We start from the raw sequence: 16,293 nt of genomic DNA, 5'->3' as shown, positions 1-16,293 counted from the left end.
GCTAATTTTTAACAGTTGTTGCGACAATCATCGAACCATTCTCGTAAAACTGGGCATCTTTAAACATGATTTCTGAGCCGCCGGGCAAGATTGCACGTGCTTTCATGCTGTTTATTTGTGTACTATATCCTGTGTTAATCGTTTTTTGCCAATCCTTGCGAATGAGGTCCTGAAAGACGTCGTCCACTTGGCCAAATGTAAAAACTGTGATGATAAAGTCAGCAAAAACAGCAAGGGCATGTTCAAACTTTCCAAGCGCATTTGGATGGTCTTTTTTTGTCGTAATGACTTCTGAATTTTTTGCAGATACATTGACGCTGCTTTTGATCGTGTCGACTTCAAAGGTGAGTGTTGTTGTCCATTTGATCGTGCCGTCGACGTAACCGATATATGAGCCGGCCAGGTCATGCATGTCTGTGTTGTAGTCAATGTTAAAATAAACAGCCATTTGCTTGGTACCTACAAGGGGAACAAGCGTGCAAGTGGTTTTTCCTTTGGTATTCTTATCCAAACGGCTTTCAAACGAGACAAAAAATTGGTTGTTGTTTGTGGGGGAAAATTGCGTTTTATCTATAGACAGCATGTTTGCCAATGATTGGAGCAATGGGTCCATCACAAGGGCTTGTGATAGCACAAAACTGCCTTCTACCTGATCGCTCATTACCCAATTATGTTGAAACATTCCTGCGCCGCTTCCTGGGACGGTTTTATGGTCTGTTACGAGCAAGTAGTTAATGCTGCTGCGAGATGCAAAATGGGCGTCTGAGTAAATCGAGTACGTACAACCTGTAGGCTGCCAAGTCGCTTGCGATGGCTCACTGATTTTGTCAACTGCATAGTAACCGAAAATATAAGGGTTGTCGTTTCCTTTAATCGTGTCTATAAAGGCTTCCACCAGGTTTCGGATTTGGCCAGTCAATTCTGGCTGGTCAGTGGGAATAGCGCCATTTGTTTGAAAATCAAATGACTTTAATAGATTAGCGTCCTCGAAATTAAGAAACAAATGCTGAATGCTGAACATGCTCGTATCAAATTGTTCAAGCTGCCGTTTCACTTCGTCCGGAATCGAATCTTGGTTTTGATACGTGGAAGCTAGTTCTGCTAAACTCATATTGACAAAAAAGGATAAGCTGCTGCCACTAATCTCTTTTGTTGTTTGCACAACGGTAGGCTTTCCGTCCTCTATAACAATTTTGGCATAATGAAAGCTTGCTTTCGTTAACGGCATCGTAAGTTTTGCTGTTCGGCTCGAGCTGTCCCCTGTGTTAAAGTCAACAACAGGGCAGCCTAACTCAGCATCAATTGAATAGAGTCCCTCTGCTGCTTCCGCTTTCCATGTTGTTGGCAACATGTCCATTGCCCAAAGTAACTGCAGTTGAGCATTAATCGTTTGTTGGGAGACGGCATAGACCATGTCAAACCCGTTCAAATTTTGATACGTTAGCAAGATCATCATCCTCTCTTTTATGTGCCTTTTGGCCCATGCAAATACACATGTCTATAAGCACAACTTAATCGTATTCACTAGCAATGCCTGTTATTCTAAAAAAAGAAAGAGCCAAGTAGTGCAAATGACTGAAGAGGATGGTCACTATCCCCGTATAAAAACGTTTTCGCTAAGGAGAAAGCCCTATTATCAAATGAATGGCACCAACGAAAACACGAAACAAATAGGCGTGTTGCCAGGCGCTCCATCCAAGCAGAAATTGCTTCTCCATGATAGACTCTCTATACTAGACGGTAGAAATGATCAATAGAGAGAGGGAAGCCCATTGGCTACGATAAAGGAGATTGCTGAAAAAGCAGGTGTCTCTATTACGACAGTTTCGCGAGTGCTCAAGCAAGACCCCACTTTATCTGTGACGCAAGAGACGAGGGAAAAGGTGTATGAAACCGCGCAACGGTTAGGCTATACAAAGAAACGATTTAAACATTCGTTAAAGAAAATTGCTTTCTTGTATTGGATTACGGAAAAAGAAGATTTGCAGGACGTTTATTTTCAAACAGTGAAGAAAGGCGTTGAGGAGGAGGCAAACGAACGGCAGCTTAACTTAACAACGTATTCGATCGGTGATGGAATTGAGGCGATCGACCCGCAAACAAAAGGCGTTATTTGCCTTGGGCGCTTTAGCAAGCGTGAGCTAGATTATATCCGTACGTTAACAAACGACGTGGTGTTTATTGATACCTCGCCTGATGAAGACCATTTCGATTCTGTACGGCCCCATCTCCGCAGGATGATTGAACGGATGATTGATTACTACTTGGAAAATGGTCATACAGCGATTGGTTATATTGGCGGCAATGATTTTGATGCCGATTGTGGCGGTTATATTCCCGATCGCAGAGAGCGTGCTTTTAAAGAATATATGGAGAAAAAAGGGCTTTTCGATGAACGGTTTTTGTTTGTTGGCGACCAATATGCTGTAAATGAAGGCTATGCTTTGATGAAACGAGCGATCCACTCCCTTGGCGACCAGTTGCCGACAGCATTTTGTGTAGCAAGCGACTCTCTTGCCGTTGGCTGTTTGCAAGCCTTAAATGAGGAACGGATTGCGTTGCCGGAGCGGGTAAATGTTTTTAGTATAAATGACGCCAGCATTGCCCAATATGTTTCTCCGCCGTTGACAACTTTTCGGATTGATGTAAAGCTTTTGTGCCAAACGGCGATTGACTTGTTATTAGAACGGCTCGTCGATAAAAGGACTTCTCCAAAAACGGTGCTCATGTCATGTAACCCCATCTTTCGAAAAAGTACTGGCTAAAGTGTTTCTCTATAAGCCTGAGTGTAGTAATCGACTTTGTCGACAACCTCTAGAGTCCTAAAGGGCTCTTTTTTTTTGTTATTAAGTAAAATATTTTACTAAATATAGATATACAAATAAGTTTACTTTTTTCGTGAATGTTGTTATTTTATAAGAAAGCGGTTACTTTTTTGATTGAGGGGATGACAAATGAAAACGAATTGGCGAATGGTGTTGCTTAGTGGAGCAGTTCTGACCGTTGTCGCTTGTGGACCACAAGAGGACGGCGATGCTGGGGAAAGTGCTAGTGGGACATCTGCTGATAAATTGGTGATTTGGGAAGACGCTGAAAAAGCAATTGGCATTGAAAAGGCTGTTGCTGCTTTTGAAGACATGCATGGAATTGAAATTGAAGTGATCGAAAAAGAGTATGGCGGGCAGTTAGAAGATTTGCGTTTAGATGGCCCTGCTGGTTCTGGGCCGGATGTATTGACGATTCCCCATGACCAAATCGGCACTGCTGTCGTCGAAGGGCTTCTCGCTCCTTTAGAGGTCGATGATGAAGTGACAGGCCGTTTTACGGAAGAGTCGCTGCTTTCGCAAACAGTTGATGGAGAAGTTTATGGATTGCCAAAAGCAGTAGAGACAACGATTCTTTTCTATAACAAAGAACTGGTAGACGAGCCGCCGCAGACGCTTGATGAATGGTATGAGCTATCGAAAGAGAGGGTCGCTGAAGACGAATATGGGTTTGTGGCAAAGTGGGATGAAATTTATTATGCCATGAGCGTCATCGGTGGAGGTGGCGGCTATATTTTCCCGCAAAATGAAGATGGGCAGTATGATGTGAACGATATCGGGCTTGCCAATGAAGGGGCAATTGAAGGCGGCACGTACATACAAACGTTTTTTGAAGAAGGGCTGTTTCCTGCTGGCATTGTTGGCGAGCAAGGGATTAACGTGCTTGACTCCTTGTTTACTGAAGGAAAGGCAGCAGCGGTCATTTCTGGACCTTGGTCGTTTGAGCCGTATGCGCGAGCTGGCATCGATTACGGTGTATTGCCGTTGCCTGCTTTGGCGGATGGCGAGCCGATGAGTTCCTTTTTAGGAGTAAAAAGCTATAATGTCTCTTCTTATTCTCAAAATGCAGAACTGGCACAAGAGTTTGTAGAGTTTTTGACAAATGAAGAGAATTCACTGGACCGTTTTGAACAAACGCGGGAAATACCGCCGCTCACCTCACTAGTGGAACACCCGGCCATTGCTGAAGACGAGCATGCGGCAGCCGTTTCTGAACAAAGCCTTTACGCGACAATGACACCGAACAATCCAGAAATGGCCGAAGTGTGGACGCCAATTGACAATGCGCTAGGATTGATTGCGACAGGACGGACAGATGTACAGGAAGCATTAGAAGAAGCAGTTCAAACAATCGAGTCGCAAATCGAAGCGAACCATAGCCAAAACTAGGAGCGAACGCCTCTATTAAAAGAGAAGGTGAAGCACGTGAAACTTGACGAGCAACATAAGATGAAGCCTGCCACGAACCATGCGCTCGTGGCGGGAATGCTCGCCATTATCCCCGGAATGGGGCAGATGTACAATAAGCAATTTGCAAAAGGAACGCTTTTCTTCCTTTTTGTCGCAGCGTTTCTGTTTGTATTTAAAGACATTTTTAATATGGGGTTTTGGGGATTAGCAACGCTAGGCGTGCAAACGCCAAGAGACAACTCCGTCTTTTTGTTAGCAGAAGGAATTATTGCGGTCATTGTGGCAGCGTTTGGGCTTGCATTTTACTATTTCATGATTAAAGATGCGGCGAAGAACGGAAAACGCCGCGACTTAGGGCTTGAGCTTCATTCGATCCGCCGCCAGTACCATCATTTGCTCGATGCGAGCTTTCCCTATTTGATGAGTTCACCTGCCTTTTTTCTGCTAATCTTTACGGTGATTTTTCCGATTTTGTTCAGTTTGGCGATTGCCTTTACCAATTATGATTTATACCATTCTCCGCCCGCCAACTTGTTCGACTGGGTGGGGTTGAAAAATTTCCGTGATATCTTTTCTGTCCCGATTTGGCGTTCGACCTTTTTGGATGTGCTTGGCTGGACAGTTGTATGGACGCTTGTTGCGACAACGCTCCAATGCGCGTTGGGCATTTTTTTGGCGATTTTATTAAATCAGCGCGATGTACGGGGGAAAGCGTTTTTCCGAACGTTTTTTATTCTCCCTTGGGCGGTGCCGGGGTTTGTAACGATTCTTGTGTTTGCTGGCTTGTTTAATGATTCGTTTGGGGCGATTAACAACCATATTCTCACGTTTTTTGGCGTTGATGGCCTGCCTTGGCTAAATGACCCGTTTTGGAGTCGTGTGGCGTTAATCGTTATGCAAATGTGGCTAGGGTTTCCGTTTGTGTTCATTATGACGACAGGCGTCTTGCAAGCGATTCCTAATGATCTTTATGAAGCGGCGACGATTGATGGGGCCGGCTTTATCCAGAAATTCCGCTTGATTACATTGCCGCTTGTGCTCTATTCGATTGCACCGATTTTAATTACACAGTATACGTTTAATTTTAACAATTTCAACATCATTTATTTGTTTAATGGCGGAGGCCCACCTATGCCAGGCTCAACAGCAGGGGGAACCGATATTCTTGTGTCGTGGATCTACAAACTGACGATGCAGTCATCCCAGTATGCATTGGCCGCGGCGATCACGATGTTGCTGTCAATTTTTGTTATTTCGATTGCCCTTTGGCAATTTAAGCGTACGAACTCCTTTAAAGAGGAGGATATGATGTGATGACGGTTTATACGAAAAGGCGCATTCGCTTATTTGTGACTTATAGCATTTTGGTTAGCGTTGTCCTTGTAATTGCTTATCCCCTTGTGTGGACAATCGGGGCTTCCTTTAATCCTGGCAATAGTTTGATGAGCACGTCCATGATCCCAGAGAATCCAACGCTGGCCCATTATATCCATTTGCTTGGGGAGGGGTCGCATCCTTACGTTCAATGGTACCTCAACTCACTAAAAATTAGCCTCCTTACTATGGGCATAACGCTTGTGCTTGTTAGCTTTTCTGGTTATGCGTTTTCTCGATTTCGTTTCAAGGGAAGAAAAAATGGCTTGATGCTGTTTTTGCTTTTGCAGATGATCCCGCAATTCTCTGCCTTGATCGCGATCTTTGTGCTGGCGCAAATGCTCGGCTTGATTAATAGCCACTGGGCATTAGTGTTGATTTATGCAGGCGGGCAAATTCCGATGAATACGTTTTTGTTAAAAGGCTATCTTGATTCGATTCCCCGTGACTTGGACGAATCGGCACGGATGGACGGCGCAAGCCATTTTCGCATTTATGGGCAAATCATTATGCCCCTTGCGAAGCCGATACTTGCTGTGGTCGCGATCAATTCATTCACAGGCCCACTAGGTGACTTTATTTTAGCAAGCGTCATTGTCCGTTCGCCGGAAATGTATACTCTCCCGATTGGCCTTTATAATTTAGTGTCCAATCCAATGGGAGCCAGCTATACGATGTTTGCGGCAGGGGCGTTGTTGATTTCGATACCTGTTGCGCTCATGTTCTTGTTGTTGCAAAAGCAGTTTGTCTCTGGATTGACACAAGGAGGCGTCAAAGGATAAACGAAGGAGATGATCGGAAGTTGAGCTTGCGTGGCAAATGGCCGTTTGTCGTATTGCTAGTTTGTATCGTTTTATTTGGAGGTGCGGATGTGAAAGCAGCGGTTACAGTTGAACCCATTGCTGGATTGGATGATCGCTTTATTAAAGGAGCCGATATCTCGATGTTGCCAGAAATCGAGGAAAACGGCGGGCGCTATTATGCCGATGGAGAACAAATTGATCCACTCGTGTTGTTAAAGGAAAAGGGCGTAAATGCTGTCCGTATCCGCATTTGGGTAGATCCTTACGATGAAAACGGCAACCCGTATGGCGGCGGGACTGTGGGTGAACAGCGCGCCGTCGATCTGGCAAAGCGTGCCCATAACCATGGTTTTCAACTGCTGCTTGATTTTCACTACAGTGATTTTTGGACAGACCCAGGGAAGCAGTTTAAGCCAAAAAGCTGGGAACATTACAGTTTTGAGGAATTAAAGAGCGCTATTTATCACCATACATCCAATGTGCTTGGCCAGTTAAAGGATGCAGGGATCATTCCGGAAATGGTCCAAGTTGGCAATGAAATCAATGCCGGAATGCTATGGCCTGACGGCAAAAGCTGGGGAGAAGGCGGCGGTGAATTTGATAGGCTCGCCGCATTGTTGAAAGCAGGGCTCACTGCCGTGAGAGACTGCGACCCGGGCATTCGCACGATGCTTCATTTAGCAGAAGGCGGAGATATCGATATGGCCCAGTGGTGGCTTGACGAGATCGTGAATCGGGACGTTGATTTTGATGTCGTTGGGTTGTCTTACTATCCTTACTGGGATGGGAATTTCAGTAAGCTCAAACAAGTAATGGAGCTTGTTACTAACGATTATGGCAAAGGCGTCAATGTTGTCGAAACAGCATATGGCTTTACGACGGATAATGGCGACAACTTAGATAATATTTTTTCAAATGAATACGCACAGCTAGTCGGTTATCCAGCATCACCGCAAGGTCAAGCGTCTTACTTGCGTGATTTGATGGAGACGATCCATACGGCAGGCGGAGAAGGCTTCTATTATTGGGAACCACTTTGGATTCCAGTGTCTGGCGCCTCTTGGGCGAACGAAGCCGGAATGCGCTATATCCAAACAGAAGGAGAAGTGGGCAATGCCTGGGACAATCAAGCGATGTTTGATTTTAATGGCGAAGCGTTGCCTTCGTTAGATGTGTTCCATTTAGTAAACCAATCGAGATGATGAGCAGAGAAGGAGTAGGAGAATGAAATATCCACCAGTACACCCAACAGTGGAAGGGATGATGCATGGCGGCGATTATAATCCGGACCAATGGCTACACATGCCAGAAATCATTGAGGAAGATTTCCGTTTAATGCCCCTTGCTCATTGCAACACGTTTTCGATTAATATTTTCGGCTGGAGTGCTATTGAGCCAGAGGAAGGAGTCTATACATTTGCATGGTTAGATGACATTATGGACTGTCTTGCCGAAAAAGGTTACCATGCGATCCTGGCTACGCCAAGTGGAGCGAGGCCGGCATGGCTGTCAAAAGCCTATCCGGAAGTGCTCCGTGTCGAAGCGGACAGACGGCGGAATTTGCATGGACAGCGTCACAATCACTGTTTGACTTCCCCTGTGTACCGTCAGAAAGTCAAGCAAATAAACCGCAAATTAGCAGAGCGCTACAAAGGCCATCCGGCTTTGAAAATGTGGCATATTTCGAATGAGTATGGCGGCGCTTGCCATTGTGACTATTGCCAAGACGCATTTCGAACTTGGCTAAAGCACCGTTACGACAATCGTTTGGATAAGCTAAACGAAGCTTGGTGGACTGGTTTTTGGAGCCATACGTATACAGACTGGGAACAAATCGAGTCGCCTGCCCCCCATGGGGAATCGATGATCCATGGCCATAATTTAGACTGGAAGCGATTTGTTACTGACCAGACGATTGATTTTTATCGAAATGAAATCGAGCCGCTCCGCGAGTTGACGCCTGAAATCAAGATCACAACGAATTTTATGGGCAATTACCCCCATATGCGACCATTTCTTGGGCTGAATTACCGAAAATTTGCTGATGAATTAGATGTGATTAGCTGGGACAGTTATCCGGGCTGGCACGGAGAAAGGCAATCGACCGAAGCACTTGCCTCAGATGTCGCCTTTGTCCATGATATCTACCGCTCTTTAAAAGGCGGGCAGCCGTTTTTGTTAATGGAAAGCACGCCAAGCCTTGTTAACTGGCATGATGTGAACCGCGCCAAGAAGCCAGGCATGCATGAGTTATCATCATTGCAGGCCGTTGCCCACGGGGCAGATGCGATTCTCTACTTTCAATGGCGCAAAAGCAGAGGCTCTTCTGAAAAATTTCATGGCGCCGTCGTAGACCATGTCGGCCATGAACATACACGCGTTTTTCAAGAAGTCGCTCAACTGGGGCGAACGCTCGAACAGTTGGCTCCCGTTGCAGGTTCGACCGTAGAAGCAGATGTCGCAATCATTTATGACTGGGAAAACCAGTGGGCGATTGATGATGCCCAAGCAACGAACAATATTGATAAAGGCTATGCGTCCCAAGTTCAGAGCCATTATCGAAGCTTTTGGAAACACGGTGTTCCAGTCGATGTCGTCTCAATGAACGATGACATTTCCACTTACAAAATTGTCGTTGCCCCGATGCTTTACATGCTCAAACCGGGAGTGGCTGAGCAAATCGAAGCATATGTCAAAAACGGCGGTACGTTTATTGCTACGTACTGGAGCGGCATTGTAGATGAAACCGATCTATGTTTCCTTGGCGGTTTTCCTGGCCCATTAAAGCCCGTGCTTGGCGTTTGGGCTGAAGAAATTGACAGTTTGTACAAACATGAAACCGTACCGTTCACGTGGAATGGCGATACGTACGAGGCTCATTCATTTATTGAACGAATCCATCTAAAAGGCGCTGAAACAATCGCTGCCTTTCAAGGCGGCAGCTCGCCAACACCGGCTGTCACGAAAAACCGGCTAGGCAAGGGAACGGCTTATTATATGGCGTCGGCTAACGAACAACGCTTCTATGATGCTTTTTACGAGCTGCTCATTAACGAACACGGGCTTGCCTCTCCTATCGCAGCTTCTATTCCGACAGGGGTCAGTGTGCAAACAAGGACGAACGGCGAATATGCGTATACGTTTTTCATGAACTTTAGCGAAGACGAAAAGCGTCTTACACTAAATGGAGAAAAGAAGACGATCCACGGGGAAACGATCAATCAAGTCACGCTCCGTCCATATGGGTGGGAAGTCGTGGTCGAAGCCATCTAATTGTTAACAAGGTCGACACCCATTCGCGGCTTTTGAGCGTAATACGGCGTGTACTACACCAGAGTACAAAGAACCGCTTGACATGATGCTTTCAGAACGTGTGGCTCATTTCAAGTAAACCGGAAAAACATACATTCAGGATCGGTAGCCCTCCACGGCTGCCGGTTTTTTTTCCTTTTGTATACAAATAGGCAATTACGGTTTGGGTCTGAAATCTAAATTGGGACATTGATTATTTAATGTTGGGAAATATCCAACATCGTCTATACTAGTAGTATTATATATTGGTAGAGGTGATACAATGTCAATAATGACTGCTGAAAAAGCTGGGGCGAAAATTGTTGAGTGGTATAGTTGTGTAATTGCTAAGTCTCATGATCAAGCTATTTTGCTTAAAGAAGAAGTCAAGCAACTCCTAAGTGAGATGAAAGACAATGATAAGATATTGGCCTACTATTCTTTAGTTGAATTTAGGCATGACATGCTGATAAATAGATACAACAAAAATGAATTACAGGATGATTTTCAGAATATTGAACACATAGCTAAAATTGACAACATGCTAAAGTACCTCTATTACTTTGTTAGTGGTCAAAGCGAGTATGTCAATGAACGCTATAGATCAGCTATTAAGCTTTTTAACAAAGCTCAGCGCTTGTTAGAGTATGTGAACGATGAGGCTGAAGAAGCTGAGTTTTATCAATATAGCGGACTTGTTTATTACAGATTAAACCAATACCTTGTAGCTGCTTCTCATATTGAACATGCAAAGGTTATCTTTGATCGTCTTGAATATACTGAGCCATCATTAAATTGCCAAATTGTACTGGCGGGTATTTACCAAGAGTTGCATAACCCTAAAAAAGCAGAGGACATCTTACTAGATGGCTTGGAAAAGGCCACGGACAATGACGTAATGCTTGGGTTAATCAATCGATCCTTAGGGCTAAATAAACTTGGCATTAAAGATTACAACCAAGCAGAATTTTATTTTAGACAAGCTTTATCTTTTAAGGTGCACAAGGATGCAGCGGTTGGAGCTAAAACAACATACAATCTTAGTAACGTTCTTTTCAACCAAGGCAAACATGAAGAGGCAATGAAGCAGTTTAAAGCGGCTCATGCAGGCGCTAAATACTACAAAAATCATGAATACATGGCAAGATGTCTGGCAACAGAAGGATTGCATATCAAAAAAGATTACAGTTTAGTTGATACAGCAATCGATGACCTCAACAAATTAGGCTTGGACTTTGAAGTGGCTGAGGTGGCGGAAGAAGCAGCTAATTTTGCAGAAAAAGAAGGAAATGACAAATTGACATTGAAATATTTAAAGACAGCTTACAAAGCCCGGCTATTCCAAAATACGTTAGGAGATGACCAACAATGAAAAAGTTTCTAGCACTTAGCGTACTGGTTCTAACTCTTTTAGCAGGAGTAAATAGCTTTGCAACAGGAGAATTTGAGCCGAATGATAAAGTAGAAATTAGTTAAGAAACCTGCCTTTAGTAGCAGGTCTTTTTTTAATTTCAAAATATCGTAGTGTTATTTTTCTCTTACGTTAGTAATACAGGAAGTATAAGTGATGTTGTGGAGAAACTGGAACGGAAGAGTTTTAATCATGGTACAATCCAGAGGAACAGTAACACACAAAAAAATAGGTGGGTTTCAGTAAGGTAGGATACATTGCAATAGCGGTAGGAATCATCTTATTGATAAAGGGATCTGAAACTACAAAAATGATTTGGAAACAAGCTTTATTTCTATGATTGTTTAAGTATTCTCTTAATCATTTCAGAAAATGTATGTATTCGTAATAAGCTCACCGTGTAGAGATACAGTTATATATAAATTTAATGTAGATTCGTTCTGTCCATCTTTCCTACTTAACTAGATACATGTTGTGAACGAAACTTAGAAATGTCCTCACTCGTATATATAAACCACTGTTTTGCCAGGCACAAATTCTGGTTCGCAATAGACTGAAATGGGGGGATCGGTTTGAATTTTAAGGTCGAAGAGGCGATCGAGATACTTGAGCGTACGCCGGACACACTTGCTCATTATCTAGCGGGTTTGTCAGAAGGGTGGCTGCACTGCGATGAAGGGGAAGGTACATGGAATGCTGTAGAAGTAGTAGAGCATCTTATTGAGGCGGAAAAGCATAATTGGCTGCCAAGATTAGCTTTTATTATTCGTGAAGGGGAAAGCAAGCCGTTTCCTGAGTTTGATCGTTTTTCTCACTTGCATCATGAAGGCAAACGTCCAGCAGCGCAAGCGTTGGCCGATTTTAAAAACGTGCGGCTCAACAATGTGAACACATTGAAAACATGGATTGCCGACGGTTTCGATTATGAAAGGGCAGGTTTTCATCCTGCATTTGGCCGCGTCAAAACAAGGGAATTGCTGTCGACGTGGGTCGTCCATGATTTTACGCATATTGCCCAAATAGCGCGCGTAATGGCGGAACGATATAGGGATGATGTAGGGCCTTGGCATGCGTATTTAGGTATTTTAAATAGAAAGTAGCAAGCAGCGTTGTGCTGCTTGCTCAACCTTCAAATAAACCGCTCGCCGTTGCTGTTACTACACAAAGTCAGATTGGCCGTTTTTTAGGAAATCGATCAAAACAGCTTGGTACTGCCTAACTGAATCTGTATACACCATTTCATTGTCGCCATGCCAGTCATAGCCAACGGGGCCGAATTCAACGGCATTTCCGCCGTACTTCGTAAAAAATTGCCCATCGTTGGAGCCGTGTTGCCCGTAAAGTGTCGCCTTTTCCAATTGTGTTTGTGCCACTAACGAATCCGCGAGCGCTTGGACAAATGGATTGTCTGCTTTTGTTTTGACAGGGCTATTGCAAATATGTGTGCGTACGACGCCGTCCGTGATTCCTTTAATTTGCCGCAAAATCTCGCTAGGCGATTGGTCTGGCAAATAGCGGATGTCCAGTGACATGTCGCATCGGTCAGGTACTTTGTTGTAGACGGTGCCTCCCTGTAACTTTGCAAGGTTAATAGACGGTTCTTTGAACATGGGAGGCGCTACCTCTTGGGCGAACGGCAATTCAAGAATGGCTTCATAGAGTGCATGTGCTTTTAATATGGCGTTATTGCCTTCCCAAGGACGGCTGCCGTGCGCAGGTTCTCCCTTGATGTGAATATCAACCTGCAAGACGCCCTTTGACTGAATGGCGATTCCCATGTTTGTGGGTTCGCCGCAGATGATGAAATCGCCTCGGTGCCCTTGTTCTACTAAATAGTTGGTGCCGTAAAGGCCTCCTGTTTCTTCATCAGGGACGATTTGAAGTTGGACGCGCCAAGGGAGAGGCACGCCGTTTAACTCTGCCATTGTTTCCATCATCGCGGCTAAACCGGCTTTCATATCCGCCGAGCCGCGTCCATATATTTTTCCTTCCTTTGTGTATGGTGTAAACTGGGATCGGCTGCCTTCAATCACGTCAATATGGCCATTGAGCACAATGGTGTTGCTCCCACTTCCAATGCTAGAGACAAGCATAGAATAACCGTTGTTAACAAGCCGTTCGACTGGCAGCCCTTTGTCGTTCAGCCACTCTTCGCAAAAAGCCATCGCTTTGTTGACTCCGGCTTTGGTTGAACTATCTATGCGAATTAAATCCTTTAGCAACGGGATTGGGTCCCCCATGTTTTTCCTCCTAACTTTGCAAATAGTATGATACTCGATCACCGACTTGGATGCAGTTCAGAAAATGTCTTCTCAATTGGGACAACGATGTCATGGCGAGCAAGTTCAAGATTGGGCCGTGTTGTCAGCCACTCCTCTTTGACAGCCTTCCCTGCTGTAAGGGCAATAATGGCGGATGGAACATCAGCACCAGCGTGGTGAGAAAACGCATAACCTCCGCCAAATCGAGGGTTGATGTCAATGACATAGTAATCATCGCCATTGAAAAACACATCGGCATTCATATAGCCAGCGTGACCTAAATGCTCGCCCATTTTGCGGGCAATCTCGACCAACTCAGGTTGATGGACGGTTATGCACCGGTCTACATCGCCGCCTCTCATTTGCAGTTGTTTGCGAATAAACGACGCGCAGAAACGACCTTCTAAGTCATTGAATATGTCCAGGCTGTATTTATCGCCTTCGATAATTTCCTCAATTAAAATGTTATTCTCTGCTTCTTTCGCGGTCGCATCGTCTAATGGCGACTCTTTCACCGTATTGACGGCGTGTTGGTATGCATGTTCAATGTCTTCGATTTTATGTGCCGTTTCCACTCCGATTGAAGCAGAGCCGTTGCGGGGCTTGATCATTAGTGGAAACGCTATCTGATCGTTAGCAAGGGCAGCTTTCACGGTTGCGATCGAGCAATATGATTTTGGTGCTTTCACACCAATAGGGCTCAACAATTGCCGGTAGTTGCCTTTATCGCGGACGCTGTCTACGACTGATTGGTCAGGGGCAAAAACAGCGACTCCCTGTTCTTGAAGTTCCTTTTTGTGTGCAGCTATTTTTGGCACTTCCCAATCATTTAATGGCACAAGACAATCAACGTTGTGTTTTTGGCAAATGGTAAGAATTGCTTCTATATAATGCTCGTCCGTTTGGTGGGGAATCACATAGTTTTCGTCTCCTGCTTGTAAAGAAGGAGCGTTGTAATCTGGATCGGCAACAATTACTTTCCCTTCTATGTTTGCTTTCTTTAAAGCCTCGTGAAAGAAGCCCACAAAATCAATTCGTCTAGCACCTGATGTCAATAATATATTCATGGCGATTGCCTCCTTCTTGAACGTTTGAAAGTTTTATACCCCGGATTTCATATTTAAATCATATTGATATCAACTCGTTCTTTGATCATGGGATTCGTTGTGACTTTGGGACTTTGTTATTGCAAATAAATGGATTGTTGGTGATTCAATCATTTTTATGTATTCAGCGAAAAAGGAAGTTTGCATGAAGGATGCTCGCCAAGGTTTAAAGAGGGGCCATTTGTGTTAATCTTGACCTTGGACGTTACTCCAATGTTATCGTTGTACTAGAGGGAAGGGTGGTTCGTATGCAAATCAAAGATTTTGCGGACAAATATCAAATGCAAGCTGATACAATTCGTTATTATGAGAAACAGAACTTACTAAAACCAAAGAGACGAGAAAATGGGTATCGGGAATACGATGAAGAATGTGAAAAACAACTACAGCTTATTGTTGTATTAAAGCAACTAGGATTTACGATAAAAGAGATTCAACAATTGCTGATATTAAAGGGTAAAGCAATATCGGCGGAATGTAACCTTTCAACCACATCGTTATTAGAACAAAAAGTAAGCGACATTGAGGAAAAAATTCAGTTTTACCAACACGCATTAAAAGTATTACAAACAATTAAAGAACTAATAGAGGGAGAGAAATATGCAGAAAATAAAGCGATCATTGAAGAATTGATCGTCGCGTTCTTTGAAAGCATGCAAAAAAGGGGGATATCATGACTGTTCATCAAATCGTCCGTCTTGAAAACGGAATGGCCTTTGCCCTTTGTTTTTATATTTATATACAGCTAGGCTTTCCCATTTGGTTGTTTTTTGTCCTTCTTCTCGTTCCTGATATGACAATGATTGGTTATGCGCTGAATGAAAAAATAGGGGCAATCGTTTACAATGTCGGCCACAGTTTTACTCTCCCGCTACTGTTCACACTCTTTTCGTTCTATTTTTCAAACGATTATCTACTACTTATCTCTATCATCTGGATTGCTCATATATTTATGGATAGACTATTTGGCTTTGGATTAAAGTATCAAGAGTCGTTTAAAAACACTCACATACAAAGACTGTGAACTACCCACCACTTATCACCCTTGCAGGTCGCTTGAAGTGGGGGCTTCTTGGGTAATCGCCCCTTTTGGTAGCTGACGAAATGGAATAAGCTAACCCTCTTGTTCCAAGAGTTTATTTATTCATTAGGCAGTGGCTAATAAGCGAATTCCTTCTTTTTTGATGTTGACTGCTGAATTGTAGTCTCGATCAAGGCTTCGATGTTCTTACCATACCGTATGAAAAGCTTTTCGGCAATCACCCAACCGATAGTCATCTCCCTTACCGCCCAGCTACGCCCTACACGCTTAAAGAGGAAGACTTCTTTCGAAAATATGTTAAATGGAGACAAATTGTGAATGGAGTGCTTCAGGAATGGCCAAAAGCTTGCTCCTCTGACGAAAATTACGTTGACTTTTTCGAATTATTCATGTATGGTTTATGAGTAATCAAGTCAAAATAACTGGAGGATTGTTAAAAATATGTATTTCATAAGATTGCGTTTTCTCGTTTTGAACAAGTAATTTTATATGTTCAAAGCTCTGCTTGCTCGCAGAGTAAACGGGAGCAGTCTGCCCATTTTTAATAATTCTTCATGGAACAAATATGCAATAGTGAAATGTGAAGAAAGGGGACTCGTTCTGCCTTTCTTTTTTGTGTGCCTAAACGTTCGTTTTAGGCGTATTTTGGCAAACGTTTGTTTGCGAAATACGCTTCGGGCGTATTCTTGTTCTCGTTTACTTTAAGCCGCAGACGCTTTCGTCTGCGGCTTTTTTTGTGCAGGTAGGGCTAAAAAAATGAAAAAGGGGCG

The 16,293-nt window shown here is 43.8% G+C and carries 13 protein-coding genes; 10 read left to right on the top strand and 3 right to left on the bottom strand.

Annotated elements, in window-relative coordinates:
- Nucleotide 1 precedes the first annotated feature (1 nt).
- Nucleotides 2-1,447, bottom strand: a complete 1,446-nt coding sequence (locus tag BUC05_RS16275) for a hypothetical protein (protein ID WP_142237576.1) — start codon at nucleotides 1,445-1,447, stop codon at nucleotides 2-4.
- A gap of 325 nt (nucleotides 1,448-1,772) precedes the next feature.
- On the opposite strand from BUC05_RS16275, the gene BUC05_RS16265 reads away from it, so the two are divergent.
- The 8 genes from BUC05_RS16265 (at nucleotide 1,773) to BUC05_RS16230 (ending at nucleotide 12,214) form a co-directional block, all read left to right on the top strand.
- Complete coding sequence (locus BUC05_RS16265; protein ID WP_011248359.1) at nucleotides 1,773-2,765, top strand: LacI family DNA-binding transcriptional regulator; 993 nt, start codon at nucleotides 1,773-1,775, stop codon at nucleotides 2,763-2,765.
- Between the two features lie 189 nt (nucleotides 2,766-2,954).
- Nucleotides 2,955-4,214 (top strand): extracellular solute-binding protein, encoded by a 1,260-nt coding sequence (locus BUC05_RS16260; RefSeq protein ID WP_011248358.1) that lies wholly within the window; start codon nucleotides 2,955-2,957, stop codon nucleotides 4,212-4,214.
- Between the two features lie 60 nt (nucleotides 4,215-4,274).
- The gene (locus tag BUC05_RS16255; RefSeq protein ID WP_073305390.1) at nucleotides 4,275-5,549 is read left to right on the top strand and encodes a carbohydrate ABC transporter permease; all 1,275 of its coding nucleotides are present in this window, start codon (nucleotides 4,275-4,277) and stop codon (nucleotides 5,547-5,549) included.
- Nucleotides 5,549-6,391, top strand: a complete 843-nt coding sequence (locus BUC05_RS16250) for a sugar ABC transporter permease (RefSeq protein ID WP_035203351.1) — start codon at nucleotides 5,549-5,551, stop codon at nucleotides 6,389-6,391. Before BUC05_RS16255 ends, BUC05_RS16250 begins: the two co-directional genes overlap by 1 nt.
- A gap of 20 nt (nucleotides 6,392-6,411) precedes the next feature.
- A complete protein-coding gene (locus BUC05_RS16245; RefSeq protein WP_035203349.1) occupies nucleotides 6,412-7,614 on the top strand; it encodes a glycoside hydrolase family 53 protein in 1,203 nt (400 codons plus the stop codon).
- Between the two features lie 22 nt (nucleotides 7,615-7,636).
- The gene (locus tag BUC05_RS16240; protein WP_035203346.1) at nucleotides 7,637-9,685 is read left to right on the top strand and encodes a beta-galactosidase; all 2,049 of its coding nucleotides are present in this window, start codon (nucleotides 7,637-7,639) and stop codon (nucleotides 9,683-9,685) included.
- 301 nt (nucleotides 9,686-9,986) lie between these two features.
- The gene (locus BUC05_RS16235; protein WP_035203343.1) at nucleotides 9,987-11,075 is read left to right on the top strand and encodes a response regulator aspartate phosphatase; all 1,089 of its coding nucleotides are present in this window, start codon (nucleotides 9,987-9,989) and stop codon (nucleotides 11,073-11,075) included.
- A 611-nt stretch (nucleotides 11,076-11,686) separates the two neighbouring features.
- On the top strand, nucleotides 11,687-12,214 hold the full coding sequence (locus BUC05_RS16230; protein WP_035203340.1) for a DinB family protein: 528 nt from the start codon (nucleotides 11,687-11,689) through the stop codon (nucleotides 12,212-12,214).
- A gap of 57 nt (nucleotides 12,215-12,271) precedes the next feature.
- On the opposite strand, the gene BUC05_RS16225 is transcribed toward BUC05_RS16230, so the two are convergent.
- The gene (locus BUC05_RS16225; protein ID WP_035203335.1) at nucleotides 12,272-13,354 is read right to left on the bottom strand and encodes a M20 family metallopeptidase; all 1,083 of its coding nucleotides are present in this window, start codon (nucleotides 13,352-13,354) and stop codon (nucleotides 12,272-12,274) included.
- 38 nt (nucleotides 13,355-13,392) lie between these two features.
- Entirely contained in the window at nucleotides 13,393-14,442 is a 1,050-nt protein-coding gene (locus tag BUC05_RS16220) for an ATP-grasp domain-containing protein (RefSeq protein WP_011248349.1), read from the bottom strand.
- A 287-nt stretch (nucleotides 14,443-14,729) separates the two neighbouring features.
- On the opposite strand from BUC05_RS16220, the gene BUC05_RS16215 reads away from it, so the two are divergent.
- Together BUC05_RS16215 and BUC05_RS16210 are read left to right on the top strand one after the other, a co-directional pair.
- Entirely contained in the window at nucleotides 14,730-15,158 is a 429-nt protein-coding gene (locus BUC05_RS16215; protein WP_035203332.1) for a MerR family transcriptional regulator, read from the top strand.
- Nucleotides 15,155-15,505 (top strand): DUF4260 domain-containing protein, encoded by a 351-nt coding sequence (locus tag BUC05_RS16210; protein WP_011248347.1) that lies wholly within the window; start codon nucleotides 15,155-15,157, stop codon nucleotides 15,503-15,505. The genes BUC05_RS16215 and BUC05_RS16210 overlap by 4 nt, the downstream gene beginning before the upstream one ends.
- Nucleotides 15,506-16,293: the final 788 nt, after the last annotated feature.

Origin of the sequence: Shouchella rhizosphaerae (assembly GCF_900142675.1) — a bacterium.
Lineage (GTDB): Bacteria > Bacillota > Bacilli > Bacillales > Bacillaceae_D > Shouchella > Shouchella rhizosphaerae.
Note: the sequence above shows the minus strand (reverse complement) of the source record. Positions and strands in the feature narration are given on the sequence as shown.

Bases quoted from the DNA above. Each gene is read 5' to 3' on its own strand.
- BUC05_RS16255 (WP_073305390.1), top strand. From the start codon at position 4,275: ATGAAGCCTGCCACGAACCATGCGCTCGTGGCGGGAATGCTCGCCATT.
- BUC05_RS16240 (WP_035203346.1), top strand. From the start codon at position 7,637: ATGAAATATCCACCAGTACACCCAACAGTGGAAGGGATGATGCATGGC.
- BUC05_RS16215 (WP_035203332.1), top strand. From the start codon at position 14,730: ATGCAAATCAAAGATTTTGCGGACAAATATCAAATGCAAGCTGATACA.
- BUC05_RS16260 (WP_011248358.1), top strand. From the start codon at position 2,955: ATGAAAACGAATTGGCGAATGGTGTTGCTTAGTGGAGCAGTTCTGACC.
- BUC05_RS16220 (WP_011248349.1), bottom strand. From the start codon at position 14,442: ATGAATATATTATTGACATCAGGTGCTAGACGAATTGATTTTGTGGGC.
- BUC05_RS16250 (WP_035203351.1), top strand. From the start codon at position 5,549: ATGACGGTTTATACGAAAAGGCGCATTCGCTTATTTGTGACTTATAGC.
- BUC05_RS16210 (WP_011248347.1), top strand. From the start codon at position 15,155: ATGACTGTTCATCAAATCGTCCGTCTTGAAAACGGAATGGCCTTTGCC.
- BUC05_RS16235 (WP_035203343.1), top strand. From the start codon at position 9,987: ATGTCAATAATGACTGCTGAAAAAGCTGGGGCGAAAATTGTTGAGTGG.
- BUC05_RS16225 (WP_035203335.1), bottom strand. From the start codon at position 13,354: ATGGGGGACCCAATCCCGTTGCTAAAGGATTTAATTCGCATAGATAGT.